Source organism: Stenotrophomonas sp. FR010, from assembly GCF_047520755.2.
GTDB lineage: Bacteria > Pseudomonadota > Gammaproteobacteria > Xanthomonadales > Xanthomonadaceae > Stenotrophomonas > Stenotrophomonas sepilia.
Window position 1 is genome coordinate 377220 of record NZ_JAXBQT020000001.1, and the last position, 17078, is coordinate 394297.

14 protein-coding genes are annotated in these 17078 nt (G+C 68.2%); 8 read left to right on the forward strand and 6 right to left on the reverse strand.

What is annotated here, in order from left to right; genetic code table 11:
- Positions 1-90: 90 nt before the first annotated feature.
- Positions 91-573: an FKBP-type peptidyl-prolyl cis-trans isomerase gene (locus ACM0PK_RS01760; protein ID WP_005418041.1), complete on the reverse strand. Its 483-nt coding sequence runs from the start codon at positions 571-573 to the stop codon at positions 91-93.
- Between the two features lie 111 nt (positions 574-684).
- On the opposite strand from ACM0PK_RS01760, the gene ACM0PK_RS01765 reads away from it, so the two are divergent.
- Together ACM0PK_RS01765 and ACM0PK_RS01770 are read left to right on the forward strand one after the other, a co-directional pair.
- On the forward strand, positions 685-1224 hold the full coding sequence (locus ACM0PK_RS01765; protein ID WP_005418044.1) for a C40 family peptidase: 540 nt from the start codon (positions 685-687) through the stop codon (positions 1222-1224).
- 131 nt (positions 1225-1355) lie between these two features.
- The gene (locus ACM0PK_RS01770; protein WP_053497133.1) at positions 1356-2129 is read left to right on the forward strand and encodes a C40 family peptidase; all 774 of its coding nucleotides are present in this window, start codon (positions 1356-1358) and stop codon (positions 2127-2129) included.
- A gap of 245 nt (positions 2130-2374) precedes the next feature.
- On the opposite strand, the gene ACM0PK_RS01775 is transcribed toward ACM0PK_RS01770, so the two are convergent.
- Positions 2375-3709, reverse strand: a complete 1335-nt coding sequence (locus ACM0PK_RS01775) for a dicarboxylate/amino acid:cation symporter (protein WP_065179181.1) — start codon at positions 3707-3709, stop codon at positions 2375-2377.
- Positions 3710-3863: 154 nt separating this feature from the next.
- On the opposite strand from ACM0PK_RS01775, the gene ACM0PK_RS01780 reads away from it, so the two are divergent.
- The 5 genes from ACM0PK_RS01780 to ACM0PK_RS01800 all read left to right on the forward strand — a co-directional run bounded on the left by ACM0PK_RS01780 (position 3864) and on the right by ACM0PK_RS01800 (position 9099).
- Positions 3864-5570 carry an alkaline phosphatase gene (locus tag ACM0PK_RS01780; protein WP_414607024.1) on the forward strand — a complete coding sequence of 569 codons (1707 nt, stop codon included), beginning with the start codon at positions 3864-3866 and terminating at the stop codon, positions 5568-5570.
- Complete coding sequence (locus ACM0PK_RS01785; RefSeq protein ID WP_414607025.1) at positions 5567-6112, forward strand: WG repeat-containing protein; 546 nt, start codon at positions 5567-5569, stop codon at positions 6110-6112. Before ACM0PK_RS01780 ends, ACM0PK_RS01785 begins: the two co-directional genes overlap by 4 nt.
- A gap of 535 nt (positions 6113-6647) precedes the next feature.
- Complete coding sequence (gene tilS / locus ACM0PK_RS01790) at positions 6648-7934, forward strand: tRNA lysidine(34) synthetase TilS (protein WP_181357781.1); 1287 nt, start codon at positions 6648-6650, stop codon at positions 7932-7934.
- Positions 7935-7970: 36 nt separating this feature from the next.
- Entirely contained in the window at positions 7971-8231 is a 261-nt protein-coding gene (locus tag ACM0PK_RS01795) for an exodeoxyribonuclease VII small subunit (protein ID WP_072168524.1), read from the forward strand.
- On the forward strand, positions 8221-9099 hold the full coding sequence (locus ACM0PK_RS01800) for a polyprenyl synthetase family protein (protein WP_072168525.1): 879 nt from the start codon (positions 8221-8223) through the stop codon (positions 9097-9099). The genes ACM0PK_RS01795 and ACM0PK_RS01800 overlap by 11 nt, the downstream gene beginning before the upstream one ends.
- Before the next feature lie 75 nt (positions 9100-9174).
- Here the strand turns inward: ACM0PK_RS01800 and ACM0PK_RS01805 are convergent, their stop codons facing one another.
- Positions 9175-9546, reverse strand: coding sequence for a DUF4870 domain-containing protein (locus tag ACM0PK_RS01805; protein WP_111201799.1), 372 nt, complete (start codon positions 9544-9546; stop codon positions 9175-9177).
- A gap of 87 nt (positions 9547-9633) precedes the next feature.
- The gene (gene pmbA, locus ACM0PK_RS01810; RefSeq protein WP_414607026.1) at positions 9634-11001 is read right to left on the reverse strand and encodes a metalloprotease PmbA; all 1368 of its coding nucleotides are present in this window, start codon (positions 10999-11001) and stop codon (positions 9634-9636) included.
- Between the two features lie 68 nt (positions 11002-11069).
- Here pmbA and yjgA point away from each other — a divergent pair, with 68 nt between their 5' ends.
- The gene (yjgA, locus tag ACM0PK_RS01815) at positions 11070-11657 is read left to right on the forward strand and encodes a ribosome biogenesis factor YjgA (RefSeq protein WP_088496583.1); all 588 of its coding nucleotides are present in this window, start codon (positions 11070-11072) and stop codon (positions 11655-11657) included.
- Positions 11658-11698: 41 nt separating this feature from the next.
- Here yjgA and tldD read toward each other — a convergent pair whose 3' ends face one another.
- A complete protein-coding gene (gene tldD / locus ACM0PK_RS01820) occupies positions 11699-13144 on the reverse strand; it encodes a metalloprotease TldD (RefSeq protein ID WP_072168528.1) in 1446 nt (481 codons plus the stop codon).
- Positions 13145-13202: 58 nt separating this feature from the next.
- Positions 13203-17060, reverse strand: a complete 3858-nt coding sequence (locus ACM0PK_RS01825; protein ID WP_414607027.1) for a YhdP family protein — start codon at positions 17058-17060, stop codon at positions 13203-13205.
- Between the last annotated feature and the right edge of the window lie 18 nt (positions 17061-17078).

Below are 17078 nucleotides of genomic sequence, written 5' to 3' on the forward strand. Positions count from 1 at the left end.
GGCGCGTACGCCATGGATGGCCGCGCCGTGTTCCAGAAACGCAACGGCCCGCCGAAGCGGGCCGCTGCATCCATCACGATCGTGCTGCGATCAGTGCTGGTGACCGCCGTCGCCGTGGACGTGGCCGTGGTCGATCTCTTCCTTGCCGGCTTCGCGCACGTCGACGATCTCGACGTCGAAGTGCAGATCCTTGCCGGCCATCGGGTGGTTCAGGTCGACGTCGACGACGCTCATGCCGACCTTCTGCACGGTCACCGCACGCGGGCCGAAGTTGGTCTGCAGCACGACCTGCTGGCCCGGGGCCAGCTTGGTGTTGCCGAAGTGCTTCTTCGGCACGCGCTGGGACAGGCCTTCACGACGCTCGCCGTAGGCATCGGCCGCCTTGACGTCGACGTTGAAGGTCGCGCCGGCTTCCTTGTCCATCATGGCGTTTTCCAGGCCCGGGATGATGTTGCCGTGGCCGATCAGGATCGCCAGCGGCTCGCCGCGGTCCTTGGACGACTCGATCGGCTCCTGGCCGACTTCGGAAACGGTGTAGTGGAAGCGGACAACGCGGTCTTTTTCGATCTTCATGCGCAACTCTGTCTGGATCTGCCGGAGGCAGGCGGGTTGGGGCGGGTTGTCGCCCGGCGGGGACGCCGCCATCATGACGGCCAATCCAAGGTGGCGCATTATCCGGAGATCATGCACATCACGCCAGTTTCGTCCGGCCCGCGCCGGTTTCTCGCCCCGGCCCTGTTGCTGGCCCTGCCCGTGTTGATGACCGCCTGTGGAGGCGGCAAGGCCACCCGCCCGGCGCCGCCGCCGCCGACGGCGAACTGGCCGAAGACCGTGCCGGACAACCCCGAGGCCGCCAACTCGGTGCTGATGCGGGCCATCAGCCTGGTCGGCACGCCCTACCGCTATGGCGGCAATACCCCGGATTCGGGCTTCGACTGCAGCGGCCTGGTCGCCTATGTCTATCGCGAGATGCTGGACCTGCGACTGCCGCGCACCTCGCGCGACCTGGCCGCGGTACAGGGCCCGAAGATCGATCCGCAGCGCCTGGCCACCGGCGATCTGGTGTTCTTCGGCAGCCGAGGCAGCGTCACCCATGTCGGCATCTATGTAGGTGAGGGGCGTTTCGTGCACGCGCCGAGTACCGGCGGGACGGTACGCCTCGACTCGCTCAGCGGCCCCTACTGGAAAGACCACTACACGGGGGCGAAACGCGTCCTTCGCTAAAATGAACAGGCGATATGTTCAAAACTGTGACGAAAATCACTGCTGAAATAACGTTTTACTAACGGAATTTTTAACTTATCGGCGCTTTTACAGGGCATGATGCCCCATCGTTTTTTTCCTGTGACCGACGCGTGACGACTGACGACCTGAAAAGCGAAGGCCAGACTTCCGTATCTTCACGCAGTGCCCGCCCGTTGTTGCTTGGCCTGGCACTGTGCCTGACCAGCCTTCCGGCCTGGTCGCAGACCGCTCCGAACCGTTCCGATGTGCCCCCGGCCCCGGTGGCCGAGAGCGCCGCCCGACCGGCCGCCAAGGCCGAGGCTGCCGCTCCGCAGCGCAGCCGCGTCGATGCCGCCGCCAGCGCCACGCTGGCCGCCCTGCTGCCGCACCTGGCCGCCAACGACACCATTCCGCTGATGGACCGCTCGGCCGTGGTGGCCGGCGACCTCAGCCGCCTGCTCGCCAATTACGACACCAGCAGCGCCGCCAATGGCAGCGTTGTCGGTACCGCCGCCGACAACGGCAAGGTGCAGTCGCTGCTGCGCCGCGCGATGACCCTGCTGGGCACCCCGTACCGTTGGGGTGGCAGCAACCCGGACAGCGGTTTCGACTGCAGCGGCCTGGTCGGTTATGTGTTCCGTTCGGCCCTGGGCATCGAGCTGCCGCGCGTCTCGCGCGAGATGGCCCACGATGACAACGCCGAACTGATCAACGACCGCACCGCGCTGGCCGCAGGTGACCTGGTGTTCTTCGGCCGCAAGGGCCGCGTCGACCACGTCGGCATCTATGTCGGCGACGGCCGCTTCCTGCACGCACCGAGCTCCGGCAAGGACGTCCGCGTGGACACCCTGCTCAGTGGCTACTGGGGCAACAAGTTCATGCAGGCCCGCCGGGTCGACCTCTGACCCGCTGGTGCTACGGCGCCGCCTGAAAGACAAAAAGCCGCTGCCCCGCAGCGGCTTTTTTGTTTGCGCCCCCCCGGTAGGTCGGCATCGCGCCGCCTGCCCTGGTGGGTGCCGACCGTTGGTCGGCACTGCCTCCATCCACGCATGGCGTGGATCTACCAGGACCCGCCTTGGCCGCCACCGCGCCAACCAGCTCCCAAACAAAAGGCCCGCCGGTCAGGCGGGCCTTTCATCTCCACGCAACCTCAGCTGCGTGGCGGAGTCGGGTCAGGATCGTCCACGCCCACATTGCTGGACGGATTGTCATACACCGCCTGGTCGAGCAGCCCGGTTTCCTTGGCCACGAGCACCGGCACCAGCATCTGGCCGGTCACATTCGTCATCGTGCGCATCATGTCCAGGATGCGGTCGATGGCATACAGGTAACCGATGGTCTCCAGCGGCAGGTTCGCCGCGCTCAGCACCACCGTGGCCATGATCACCGCAGTACCCGGCACGCCGGCGGTGCCGAAGCTGCCCAGCACCGAGGCGATCAGCACCACCACGTACTGCTCCGGGGTCAGCGGCACGCCGCTGTACTGCGAAATGAACACCGCGCACAGCGCCGGATAGATCGCGCCGCAGCCGTCCATCTTGATGCTGGCGCCCAGCGGCACCGCGAACGAACCGTAGTCCTTGTTCACGCCCAGGTTGTGGGTGATCGAACGCAGCGCCACCGGCATCGCAGCGAAGCTGGACGAGCTGACGAACGCAACCTGCATGCCCGGTGCGGCGCCACGGAAGAACTTCAGCGGGTTCAGGCCGTGCGCCAGCAGCAGCGCGCTGTAGACCACCACGATGTGCAGCGCACAGGCCACGTACAACGCCAGCACGAAATGGCCCAGCGGCAGCAGCTTCTCGAACCCATAGCTGCCGACCAGGCCTGCGATCAGGCCGAAGGTGCCGATCGGGGTGACTTCCAGCACGAAGCGGGTCACCTGGATCATGATGTCGCTCATCTGGCCAACCAGCTTGCGCGCCTCGGTCACCTTCTCGCCCAGCTTGACGATGGCAAAGCCCACCAGGCCGGCGAAGAAGATCACCGGCAGGATCGAGCCGCGACCCGCAGCCAGCACGGTCTCACCGGCCGCGTTGACCTTGGTGCCGATGCCGGACAGCGCATAGAAGACATTGGCAGGCACCACGTCCAGCAGCACCTGCACCACGCTGGGCACTTCGCGCGGCACGTAGTTGCTGGCCATCGACAACTGCAGGCCACCCGCGCCGGGCTGCAGCACCGTACCCACGGCCAGGCCGACACACACTGCCAGCGCAGCGGTAATCACGAACCACAGGAAGGTGCGCCCACTGAGCGCGGCCACGGACTTCTGCCCGTGCAGCGACGAGATCGCGTTGATGACCGCGAAGAACACCAGCGGCACGGCGATCATCTTGATCAGGGTGACGTACAGCTCACCGAGCGGGCCAAACCACGTTTCCGCGGCCGGGCCGAGCGCCCAGCCGGCCAGCGCGCCGAGCACGAAGCCACCGACCACGCGCTGCCAGAACGGAATCCGCAGCCAGGCAGAGACCAGCTTCATAGGCAATCCAGAGGGGAAGGAAGGGATGCTGGCACGATAGCCCAAGGCAGCCCGCAGAACGACCGCCCGGCCGGCAAATCAGTGTGTCATCGGCGTGCCTTGCTGGGGCGGGCATAATGAATGTCCCGTTACAGTTTGTGAGATCCCAGCGTCCATGCGTCGTTCCGTCTCCCTGTTGGCCGCCTGCGCCACCACCCTTCTGCTGGGCGCCTGCGCCAGCTCCGCCCCCGCGTCCGCCCCGGCCGGCCTGAAGGTCGCCGTCGATCCCGTCGCCCATCCGGCCGGCGAGACCCCGCAGTGGTGGTACCGCAGCGGGGCCGCCCAGGCTGCGGCCAATGGTGCGATGTCCGGCAAGGCCAAGAACGTCATCCTGTTCCTCGGTGACGGCATGAGCCTGACCACTGTGGCCGCCTCGCGCATCTACGAGGGCCAGCGCAAGGGCGGCTCCGGCGAGGAGAACCTGCTGTCCTGGGAACGCTTCCCGGCCACGGCGTTCAGCAAGACCTACAACACCGATTCGCAGACGCCTGATTCGGCCGGCACCATGACCGCCATCACCACCGGCGTGAAGACCCACATGGGCGCGATCGGCGTCAGTGCCGGAAGCCGCACCGACTGTGCCGACAGCCTGTCCAAGGGCCTGCTGACCTGGCTGCAGCTGGCCGACAGCGCCGGCCTGGCCACCGGCGTGGTCTCCACCGCACGCCTGACCCATGCCACCCCGGCTGCCACCTACGCGCACTCGCCCGAGCGCAACTGGGAAAACGACACCGACCTGACTGAAGCGGCCAAGGCGGCCGGCTGCAAGGACATCGCCCAGCAGCTGCTGTCGACCTCGCGCTATGGGCGCGGCCCGCTTGTCGCCCTTGGTGGCGGCCGTGGTGAGTTCACCACCGTGGAAGAGCGCGACCCGGAATACGACGACAAGGTCGGCCAGCGCCTGGACGGCCGCAGCCTGGTCCAGGAATGGCAGCAGGCGCATCCGCAGGGTGCCTATGTCTGGAACAGCAAGCAGCTGGCCGCAGCCGCAAATGCGCCGGCCATCCTTGGCCTGTTCGAGCCGGACCACATGCGCTACGAGTACGAGCGCCCGCAGGATCCGGGCGGTGAGCCGAGCCTGGCCGAACTGACCGCAGCGGCGATCAAGAATCTGTCGAGGCACCCGGAAGGCTACGTGCTGATGATCGAAGGCGCACGCATCGACCACGCCAACCACAGCGGCAACGCCTACCGTGCACTGACCGAAACCGTGGCGCTGTCCGATGCGGTGCGCGTGGCCAGCGAGCTGACCTCGGCCGACGACACCCTGATCATCGTTACCGCCGACCACTCGCACACGCTGAACTTCGTCGGCTACCCGGCGCGCGGCAACCCGATCCTGGGCAAGGTGAAGGACAAGGGCGGCGAAGATGGCGCCGGCAAGCTGGACTACGCACTGGACGGCACCGGCCAGCCGTACACCACGCTGAGCTACGCCAATGGCCCGGGCCACACCGGCAGCAGCAACCAGCAGCCGGCCGGCCCGAAGCGCTATCCGCACAACCCGAGCAGCTTCGAACCGGCCGACGGCCGCCCGAACCTGCGCGAGGTCGACACCGAGCATCCGGACTACATGCAGGAAGCGCTGGTGCCGATGAAGTCCGAATCGCACGGTGGCGAGGACGTCGGCATCTGGGCACGCGGCCCGGGCAGCAAGGCGATCCGCGGCACGCTGGAACAGAACGCGATCTATCACATGATCGTGCAGGCCACCCCGGCCCTGCGCGAGCGCCTGTGCCAGGCCGGCACCTGCGATGACAAGGGCGTGCCGGTGCAGCTGCCGGCACCGACCGCGTTCGAGCGCAAGGCCGAGGCCCAGTGATCGCACGTCAGGCCCGCCCTGATTCTGCCAGCGGCCGCTTCGCGCGGTCGCTGGCCCTGCTTGGCATGCTGGTCAGCGCCACTGCAGCGGCACAGGCACCGGCATGCAAGCTGCTGACCGACGAACACGGGTTGTGGCCGCTGCCCAACTGCGAGGTGATCGATCACCGGCCGAAGATCAGTGCCGACACGCTGAAGGCCCTGAATTACGACGACCACGGCCTGGCAGTGGTGTACGCCGACCAGGGTTTCCACTACGTCGACCGCAAGGGCCGCAGCCTGCCGGTGCTGACCTGGGACAACGGCCCGGAAACGCCGCAGGAAGGCCTGCTGCGCGCCCGCGTAGGCAACCGCGTGGGTTACTTCGACCTGACGTTCCGCCAGGTGGTACCCGGCACCTTCGATTTCGCCTGGCCGTTCCAGGATGGCGTGGCCGAGGTCTGCAACGGCTGCCGGCGCGGCACGCCGGATGCCGATGGCCACACGCCGATGGAAGGCGGAGAGTGGTTCCGCATCGACCGCGCGGGCCGCCGGGTGAAGTAGGTTTTTCTGCAGGGCTGCGCCCTGCACCTGCAGATGCAACGGCAACGGCCGAAGCAACAGCAACAGCGTGCATTCCGTGGGATGGCGGGGCACCGTGGGTGTGCGGGGACGGCGCAAGTACGTCCATGTAGCCTTGGTCGCCGCATCCATGCGGCTCACACCCCGCAAACCCACAGTGCCCCGCCTTCGACAGTTTTCCGGTGGCCAGTAGATCCACGCCACGCGTGGATGAAATCTGTCAGATATCGAAATAAATAGGGGTCAGATCCGTTTTCCGCAGGAAAACGGATCTGACCCCAAGAGCAATTCCGACAGTTCGCAGGAATCTGTCGAAGGCGGGGTGGGTCCGGTTGCGGGGGCGTGAGCCGCATGGATGCGGCGACCGAGCTTACATGGACGTACTTGCAGCGCCCCCCGCAACCGGACCCACCCCGCCAACCCTCAGGAAGCCAGCTTCTGCTGTTGCTGTTGTTGTTGCTCTGGATCTTAGCGGGTGCAGGGCGCAGCCCTGCCGAGCAACCCTATACTTGCCGGCGTGACTGCCTTCCCTGCCCTCGTTCCGCTGGATGCGCCACTGCTGGTGGGCTACAGCGGTGGCGTCGACTCGACCGTGCTGCTGCACTGGCTGTGGCGCTGCGCACAGGCCTCCGGCACGGCGCTGCGTGCGGTGCACGTACACCATGGCCTGCAGGCCGATGCGGACGGCTGGGTGCTGCATTGCCAGCAGCAATGCGCGGCACTGGGCATTGAACTGGCCGTGCATCACGTGCAGATCGACAATCGCGCGGGCCTCGGCCTTGAAGGCGCGGCGCGGCAGGCGCGACGCGCCGCCTTCGCGGCCGAACTGCGCGACGGCGAAACGCTGGCACTGGCGCAGCACCAGGACGATCAGGCCGAGACCTTCCTGCTGCGTGCCCTGCGCGGTTCCGGTATTGACGGCCTGGCGGCGATGTCCGCACACAGCCACATTGGCGGGCATCCGTTATGGCGCCCCCTGCTGCCGGCAACGCGCAACGCGCTGCTCGACTACGCGCGCCAGCACGCGCTGCGCTGGATCGAAGACCCCAGCAATGGCCACGACCACGCCGATCGCAACTTCCTGCGCCTGCAGGTGCTGCCGTTGCTGCGCCAGCGCTGGCCGCATGCGGCTGCGGCATTGGCGGGCAGCGCAATGCACTGCGGGCAGACGCGTGCTCTGCTGGACGAGGAAGACGCCGAGCTGATCGCGCACCTGGAAGTGGCACCACGCGTGCTTTCGCTGCAGCTGCTGCGCCAGGTGTCACCGGGGCGTGCCGCGCGCGTGCTGCGCGCCTGGGTGATCGGCCACGGTGCCGCCCCACTGCCGGCCACGGTACTGCAGCAGGGTCTGCACGAACTGCTGCCGGCCAGCAACGATCGCCAGGCGCGGGTGCGCTGGCACGAGCATGCCATCCAGCAATGGCGCGATCACGCCTATCTGCTGCCCGCACAGCTGCCATCGCTGCCCCGCGGGTGGCAGGCCGAATGGGATGGGCGTGCCCCCCTGCCGCTGCCCGATGGTGGTCAACTGCGCCTGCGGGGCGCCGTGGCCTTCGAACGCCCGCTTCAGGTCCGTGCGCGCGTGGGCGGCGAGCGCATCGTGCTGCCCGGTCGCCCGCATTCGCATGCACTGAAGGACTGCCTGCAACGCGAGCACCTGGCCCCCTGGCGGCGCGCCCAGCTGCCGCTGATCTTCGATGGGCCACAGTTGCTCGCTGCCGCCGACGTGGTCATTGCGGCCCCTCTGCAAGCCTGGTTGCAGGCCCAGGATGCTCAGCTGCAGTGGCGTCCCGGCGGCTGGTGAATTGACCCCCGCGCGCAGCCCGTCCACACTTGCCGCATGGCCAAGAAGTCCCCCGAAAACGTCTCCCCGGTCGCCCAGTTCGAGCAGTCGCTCGAATCGCTGGAACAGCTGGTGGAGCAGATGGAAACCGGCGAGCTGAGCCTGGAAGCCTCGCTCAGTGCTTACGAACGCGGCGTCGGTCTGTACCGCCAGTGCCAGCAGGCGCTGGAACAGGCCGAACTGCGCGTGCGCCTGCTCAGCGATCCGGCGCAGCCGGAAACATCCGAGCCTTTCGATCCGCCCAGCCATGACGGCTGAGGTTCTGTTCGCGCGCTGGCGCGACCGTATCGAAAGCCAGCTCGACGCCGCCCTGCCCTCGCCCGCCGAAGCACCGCAGCGCCTGCACCAGGCCATGCGCTATTCGGTGCTGGGCGGTGGCAAACGCATGCGACCGCTGCTTGTGTACGCCAGTGGCCATCTGTTTGGCGCGCAGCCTGAACACCTTGACGCAGCGGCGATGGCCGTCGAGCTCATCCACGCCTATTCGCTGGTGCACGACGACCTGCCGGCGATGGACGATGACGCGCTGCGACGCGGCAAGCCGACCACCCACATCGCCTTCGACGAAGCCACCGCGATCCTGGCCGGTGACGCCCTGCAGACCCGCGCCTTCGGTCTGCTGGCCGATGCGCCGCTGCCGGCCACGCTGCGCGTGGCCTGCCTGCAGACCCTGGCCCACGCCTCCGGCGCTTCCGGCATGTGCGGTGGCCAGGCGCTGGACATCGACGCCACCGGCCAGCAGCAGACGCTGGCGGCACTGACCCGCATGCATGCGCTGAAGACCGGCGCGCTGATCCGCGCGGCAGTGCGCCTGGGCGCGCTGTGCGGCCAGGCCCACGAACCACAGCTGGCCCAGCTGGACGGCTTCGCCGACGCGCTCGGCCTGGCCTTCCAGGTCCGCGATGACATCCTCGATGTCGAAGCCAGTTCCGAACAGCTGGGCAAGACCGCCGGCAAGGACCAGGCGCAGGACAAGAGCACCTTCCCCGCGCTGCTCGGCATGGACGGTGCGAAGGCGCAGCTGCGCGAACTGGCCGCACGCATGCAGGCCACGCTGGCCGACTATGGCGAAGAAGCCGATGCGCTGCGCGCGCTGGCAACACTGGCGGTGGAACGCGATCACTGATCGCTGGCGTGACGTTGGCGCCAAACAGGAACGCCCGGCAATGCCGGGCGTTCCTGTTTGCGCACGCAGACGGTATTACTTGACCAGGCGCAGCGCGAGCGGGTAGCGGTAGGCTTCGCCGTTGTTGGCCTTCACAGCGGCGATGATGCAGAACACCAGGTTCAGGATGCCGACGATCGGCGCCAGGATGCCGCCGATGATCACGATGGTCAGCACGATGCAGATCAGCATCGCAATGGTGATGGTGATCTGGAAGTTCAGCGCTTCCTTGGCCTGGTCTGTCACGAAGGACTTGCTGGCGTCATCCTTGTTGATCAGCCAGATGATCAGCGGGCCGATGAACCAGGTGAAGATGCCCAGCAGGTGCGCGGCCAGCGCCATCGTGCGCTGGTCGGCCGGGGCATTGGTGGTTGCCGGCGGCGGCGGGACGTTATCGAATTCACTCACGACAAAACTCCTTTTCATTGGGTGGTCTTGACCCACCAGCACCAAGCTGGATGCGTCAGGCGGGCATAGCTTACGCCATCGATGCCATCAATCATTACCGGCAATGGTCATCCGCCCCAGCAGGATCGAGCCGGTCCGGATGTGCGAGCGCGGGTCGACGTCGCTGCCGACCGCCTCGATGCTGCTGAACATCTCGCGCAGGTTGCCGGCGATGGTGATGCCGTCCACCGGGTACTGGATCTCGCCGTTCTCGACACGGAAGCCGCCGGCGCCGCGCGAATAGTCGCCGGTCACCCCGTTCACACCCTGCCCCATCAGCTCGGTCACCAGCAGGCCGTCACCCATCTGCCGGGCGATCTCTTCGAGCGAGCCGGCATTGGCCGCCAGCTGCAGGTTGTGCACGCCGCCAGCATTGGCGGTGGTCTGCAGACCCAGCTTGCGCGCCGAATAGCTGCCCAGCACGTAACGCTGCAGCACGCCGTCACGGACCAGCGCCGAGGCACGGGTGGCCACGCCGTCGCCGTCGAAGGCGGCCGAGCGCAGGCCGCGGCGCAGGTGCGGCAGTTCGTCAATCTGCATCCACTCCGGGAACAGGCGCTGGCCGACGCTGTCCAGCAGGAAACTGGCCTGGCGGTACAGCGCGCCGCCGGACACCGCCGAAAGCAGGTGGCCGACCAGGCTGCGCGCCACTTCCGGGGCGAACAGCACCGGCATGCTGCCAGTGGCCAACGAACGCGGCTGCAGGCGGGCCACGGTGCGCTCGGCGGCGCGGCGGCCGACCAGACCCACGTCTTCCAGGTCCTCCTGCGCCAGCGCGCTGGTATACCAGCCATCGCGCTGCATGCCGTCGCCCTGCCCGGCGATCAGCGCGCAACCGATCGAATGGTGGGTGCCGCGCTCACGGCCGAAGAAGCCGTGCGAATTGGCGTACACCGACAGGCTCTGCATGCTCGACACGGAAGCGCCATCGGAATTGCGGATCTGCGCATCGGCCTCGCGGCCAGCCGCCTCGCAGGCCAGGGCCAGGTCCACCGCCTCATCGGCCTGCAGCGCCCACGGGCGCCAGCCATCCAGGTCCGGGAAGTCGGTGGCCATCAGTGCGGCCTCGGCCAGGCCGGCGGCCGGGTCATCCTCGGTATGCCGTGCGATCGCGCAGGCCTGCTCGACCGTAGCGGCCAGGCTGGCCTCGTTCAGGTCGCCAGTGCTGGCACTGCCCTTGCGCTGCCCGAAATAGACGGTCACGGCGATGCCACGGTCACGGGTGGACTGCACGGTCTCGACCTCGCCGAGGCGGACATTGACCTCCAGGCCGCGGTCCTCGCTGCAGCTGACCTCGGCCTGGCTGGCGCCCAGCGCGCGGGCGCGGTCGAGCAGCTGCTGGGAGAGGTCGGCCAGCCGTTCCAGCCGGGCCAGGCTGTCGTCGCCGACGGCCACTTCAGGGGCGATCACGTTCAATGCTTTATCCTGTACGGGTTGGGCCCGGCATCACGCCGGGCGACTTTTTTTGAAATCAGGTAGGGACGATGCGCGGACGCGATGAAGAAACCGGTGAATTCCACGACAAGAGCCGCAGCCAGAACCGGCGCGATGCACTCGACGTGCTGGCCCTGGGTGAGAAGCTGGTGTCGCTGACCCCGGCCCAGCTGGCGCGCCTGCCGATTCCGGAAGACCTGCTGCCGCACATCGCCGAGTGCAAGCGCATCACCGCCCACATCGCCCACAAGCGCCAACTGGCGTTCTTGGCCAAGCACATGCGCCGCGAAGAAGAGGCCACGCTGGATGCGATCCGCGATGCGCTCGACGCCAACAGCGAAACCGGCCGCCGCGAAGTGGCGATGATGCACCGTGTGGAAGACTGGCGCGACCGCCTGCTGGCCGAGGGAGACAAGGCGCTGGCCGCTCTGCTCGATGACTATCCGCAGGCCGACCGCCAGCAGCTGCGCACGCTGGTACGCAACGCGCAGGCCGAGAAGGCCAGGAACAAGCCGCCGCGCGCTTACCGCGAGATCTTCCAGGTGCTGCGCGGCCTGATGCTGCCAGCCGCGCTGGGCCTGAAGGCCGGCGCCGAAGACGCCGACCACATCGGGACCGGCGAGGCCGACGAGGACTGAGTCCCCGTCGGCCCGGGCGGTTGCTGTGGCCATCGCCACGCTCAGGCCTGGGTACCGCCGACGGTGATGCCCTCGATCAACAGCGAGGGCTGGCCGACACCCACGGGCACACTCTGCCCGTCCTTGCCGCAGATGCCCACGCCCTCGTCCAGGGCCAGGTCATTGCCGACCATGCGCACCTTCTGCATGGTTTCCGGGCCGTTGCCGATCAGGGTCGCGCCCTTCACCGGCGTGGTGATGCGGCCGTCCTCGATCAGGTAGGCCTCGGTGGCCGAGAACACGTACTTGCCATTGGTGATGTCGACCTGGCCACCGCCGAAGTTGACCGCGTACAGGCCCTTCTTCACCGAACGGATCATCTCCTGCGGGTCGTGCTCGCCGGCGCGCATGTAGGTGTTGGTCATGCGTGGCATGGTCAGGTGCGCGAACGATTCACGGCGCCCGTTGCCGGTCGGGGCCATGCCCATCAGCCGCGCATTGAGGCTGTCCTGCATGTAGCCGACCAGGATGCCGTCCTCGATCAGCGGGGTGCACTGGCTGGGGTGGCCTTCGTCGTCGATGTTCAACGAACCGCGGCGGCCGTCGAGGGTGCCGTCGTCGACGATGGTCACCCCCGGTGCCGCCACACGCTCGCCGATGCGGCCGGCGTAGACGCTGGTGCCCTTGCGGTTGAAGTCGCCTTCCAGGCCGTGGCCGACCGCTTCGTGCAGCAGCACGCCCGGCCAACCCGGGCCGAGCACCACCGGCATCATGCCGGCCGGCGCCGGCACCGCTTCCAGGTTCACCAGCGCCTGGCGCAGCGCTTCCTGGGCAAGGGCTTCGGGGCGGCCGCTGGCAAACAGGTCTTCGTAGCCATAACGGCCACCGCCACCGGCATAGCCGGACTCGCGACGGCCGTTGTGCTCGACGATCACCTGCACATTCAGGCGTACCAGCGGACGCACATCGGCCGCCAGCACACCGTCGCTGCGGGCGATCAGCACCGTATCGACGCCGCCCGACAGGCTCACCATCACCTGCTTCACGCGCGGGTCGGCGGCACGCAGGTAACCATCCAGGCGCTTGAGCACCTCGACCTTGGCTTCGTTGCCGATACCATCGATCGGGTCCAGCGCGGGGTACAGTGCGCGCGCATTGCCGCGCAGCAGCGATCGCCCGGACTGCGCACCGCCCTCACGCGAGATCGCGCGCGCCGACTGCGCCGCCGCCAGCAGCGCGTCGGCATGGATGTCATCGGAGTACGCAAATCCGGTCTTCTCGCCGGAAATCGCACGTACACCCACGCCCTGCTCGATGGAATGGGCACCGTCCTTGACGATGCCGTCTTCCACGCTCCAGCTCTCGCGGCGGGCGTGCTGGAAATAAAGGTCACCGAAGTCGACACCGGGGCCGAGCAACTGGCCGAAGGTGCGCTCCAGGCCAGCGGTATCCAGGCCGCCGGGGCGCAGCAGGCGGTCTTGGGCAAGCGTCAGGGCGATATCAGTCATGGTCTCGATCTGGGGGTGCGGGGGCGCTCAGGCAAGCCCCGTGAACAGGGAACCGCGCTCAGCGCGAGCGCGGCAGGTCGGTGACGGTCGGCGGAATGGCCGGTGCAGACGCCGGCACGGGCGGTGATGGGGTCTTGTCGCGGCTGCGCTCGATCACTTCCACCTTCGGTTCCTTCCATGGACCGGTCACCTTGTAGGTTCGGGCGCCAATCTCGCCCAGCGGCTTGGACAATACCGCATTGGTGGCCGCGCCCAGCGCGGCCCCCACCGGGCCGCCGGCCACCGCACCGACCACGGTCAGCAGGTTGCCCGCGCGCGGGTTGACGTCGATGGTCTGGTCGAACCGCTGGTTGCGCAGGTCGGCCTGGCCACGGATGGTGATGTTGGCCGCCGGGCCTTCGATCAGCACCTTGTCGGTGCGCGCCATGCCCTGGCCGAACTGCATGCTGCCGTCGATCTGGTTGAACGCGAAGCCCCTGGAGAAGAAGTCGCGGAAGTCGAACATCAGGCGCCGCGGCAGCTGCGCGACGCTGAGCAGGCCCAGCACGCGGCCGGCGCCTGGCTCCAGCTCCAGCAGCTGGCCATTGCGCGCGTGCAGGTCGAGGCTGCCCTGCAGATTGCCCAGCTGGAAGTCCGACGGGCCTCCGCTCCACGAGGCCTGCAACTGCGCCTGGCCGGAACCGCCGCGCAACTGGCCGCCGTAGTCAAGATTCTGCATCAACCCACCCAGATCCTCGCTGCGCACCTGTGCGGTCAACTCGGTACGGGCACCGCCGGTCCGGCCCAGCCAGCGACCGCTGATGTCGATCTCCTGGTCCGGCGCACGGAAACGCAGCTCATCCACGTTCAGGCCGTTGGCCAGCGGCCGCGTGCGCAGCACCGCCTGGCCCAGCACCACCTTGCCGAACTTCAGGTCGGCAATGTCCAGCGCGAACGGCGGCAGCTTGGCTGGGTCCATGTCGTTGGCACCGGCCTGTACCCGCGCCGGTGCAGCCGGCGCACCCGGTGCCGCCGGCAGTGACTGCCAGTGCACGCGGTCAAGCTGGCCACTGATCGTGCCACCGTCCGCATTGGGGACGGTCAGGCGTCCGGCCAGCGACGGGCCGTCCAGGCGCACATCCAGTGCCTGTGGACCCGGGTGCAGCTGCAGCCGGGTCTGCTCGAACACGCCGCCGATCAGCTTCAACTGGCCGACCTGGACGTCCACCGCTCGCAGCGGCATCGCATCGTCGTCACCGCCGCCCCGCGCCAGGCCGATCCACTCCAGCGCATCCAGGGTCGCGCTGCGGCCATTGACCGTCAGCCCGCTCGGCGGCGGCTCACGATCAACATGATCACTGCCCAATGTGACCTGCACGCCGGTCTGGTTGTTGTGGCTGCGTGCGGCCAGGGCCAGGCGCTGGCCGAAGGCCACATCGATGCGGCCGGCGCCCATCGGCAACTGCGCGGCCACCGTGGTCGCCAGCGGTTCGGTGGCCGGCTTGTCCAGCGGTGCCGGCAGGTCCAGCCGCGTGCCGACCAGGTCCGAACTCAACCGCAGTTCACTCGGCGGCGCGGGCGCCCCCGGGGCCACCTTGGGCAGGTTGACCGCGATGGTCCACGCTGAAGTGCCGGTGATGTAGGGCTTGAGCCAGGCCATTTCCGGTGCGCGGTCGATCAGTACGCCCGCATCAAGATGCGCCGTCAGCTGCGATTCGAAAGCCCGCGTGCTGTCGTGCACGTAGCCACCAGCGCGCAGGCTCAGGCGGCCATCCTGGCCGAGGTGGCGCACCGCCAGTTCCTCGGCGCCGAAGCCGCCATTGCTGTAGCGCGTCTGCCCTCGCATGTTGTCGAAGGCCAGCTGGAAGCGCTTGTCGACCAGCTTTACGCCGGTCAGGTCGACCGTCCCCTGCAGATGACCACCGCCTTCATCGTGGTGCAGCGGCTGCAGCAGATCGAAAGTCACATGCGCCGGACCACTGGCAACCAGGTTGTCCAGGGTATCGCCATAGTCCTTGTGCAACGGGCTCTGGCGCAGCATCGCCAGCAGCTTGCCGGCCTCGCTCGGCGCGTCGGCGCGCACGTACAGCGGCTGATGGCCGAAGTCCGGAATGCCGGCTTCGAACTTCTGCACCGCCACGCCCGCCAGGTCGCCACGTCCACGCATCTCGAAGCCGGGGCCGATGAAGGCGATATCGGCATCGACCTGCCGCATCAGCGGCCAATCGTGCTGGAAGCGGATGTCGCCATTGCTGATGTGGCCGGTGGCCTCGAAGCGGCCATCGTTGTTGTCGAACGGCCAGTCGTCCAGGTCACCGGTGACCAGGCCGACACCGCCACGCACCTGGCCGCCGGCCAGTGCCATGTCCAGCCAGTCGGTGGCGCCCTTGCTCATCTTGGAGTGGATCCAGAAGCGCTTGGCCGCCGTCATCGGCACGTCGTCCAGCTTGGCGGCCAGCTGCAGCCACGGCCGCGTGCCGTCGCCCTGGAACCAGACGCCGCCGCGCACGTCGGCCGCGTAGTCGGTGCCCTCCACGCGCATCGCCGGCGTTCCGATCCGCCAACCGCCGCCCTCGTCGCGCCACCCCACGATCTGTCCGGCCAGATGCAGGTCATGCCGCACGCCAAAGCCGGTCGGCCAATCGAACTGCAGCTGCCGTTGCGGCTGCAGCTGCAGGCTGAAGCCATCGGCATCGCCTTCGAAACGCCCCCCGAGGCCGCGCAGGCCCGGAGAATTGCCGACGCTGGCAAAGCCCAGTGACTGCAGTTCGCCCTGTGCCCGCAACGGGCCATCACGCTCGCCGGCCAACTGCAATCGGCGCATCTCCAACTGCGGCCTGGACAGGAACAGCCAGCGCCGCAGACCCGGTTCAAGGAGATTGCTCAGGGCCAGCCCTCGCAGCGCGGTGCCGGCCTGCACCGCACCGGCGTTCACCCGCAGCTGCTTGCCGATCTGCAGCTGCAGGCCATCGAGCTGCTGTTCGCCATCTCCGGTCTTCAGGCGCAGGCGCGGCACCTGCAACGCCCAGCCATCGGCCTGGCGCTGCCAGCGCAGGCGGGCCTGCAGCCGCTGCAGCTGCAGCTGCGGCGCTGCCACGCCGGGCATCGGTGCACCGTCGACGCGCACGTCCCGCAGGTCCGAATCGGTGGTCAGCGCGACCGGCGCGAAATCACGCAGGGTCAGCCACAGGTTCAGCTCGCCCTTGCCCTCGCGGAGGCGCACGCCGCCGGCCGCGAGCAAGGGCGACCAGGCATGGAAATCGACCGGGTCGGCGCCGAGCCAGGCCTGGCCGTTGCCACGCGCACGGTCCACGTCCAGTACCGCGGTCAGCGGCAGCGCTTGTGCATCGGCCCAGGCGCGTACACCCACGCGCAGGCGATCACCATTGACCCGCATGCGCAGGTCGATGCGCGGCAGCGTGGTGTCGATGCCGATCCCCGGCGCGTGCACGCCCAGGCGGCCGCCGATCACCTGCAGCTCGCCGAGCCGGCGCAACGCATCCAGCGGATCCCCCCCGTTGTCGGATTGCGGCAACCCGCGCACCGACCAGCGTCCGTCTTCGCCCTGCTGCAGGTCCAGGGCCAGGCCACGCAGGCGCAATTCGGTCAGCGAGCGCCCGGGCAGCAGCCCGCTGTACATCGACACCAGGACTTCGGCCTCGCCGATCGGCAGGCCCTGCCCGGCGCCGATGCGCAGGCCCTTCAGCTGCAGCAGCGGGCCACGCCGGGTCCAGGCGGTCTGCAGCTGGTCGAAACGCACCGGCTGGCCGGCCCGCTCGCTCAGCCAGGCGGCAATCTTCTCCGGATGGCGCTCGGCCAGCGGCAGCAGCTGGCTGAGCGTGCCCACCAGCAGTGCAAGCCCGACCAGGCCCACTGCACAGGCGGCAATGAAATGACGGCGGATCCTTCGCAGTCGCAGGCGCGGCGGCGCGCTCATCGGCCACCGCCGGCCTGC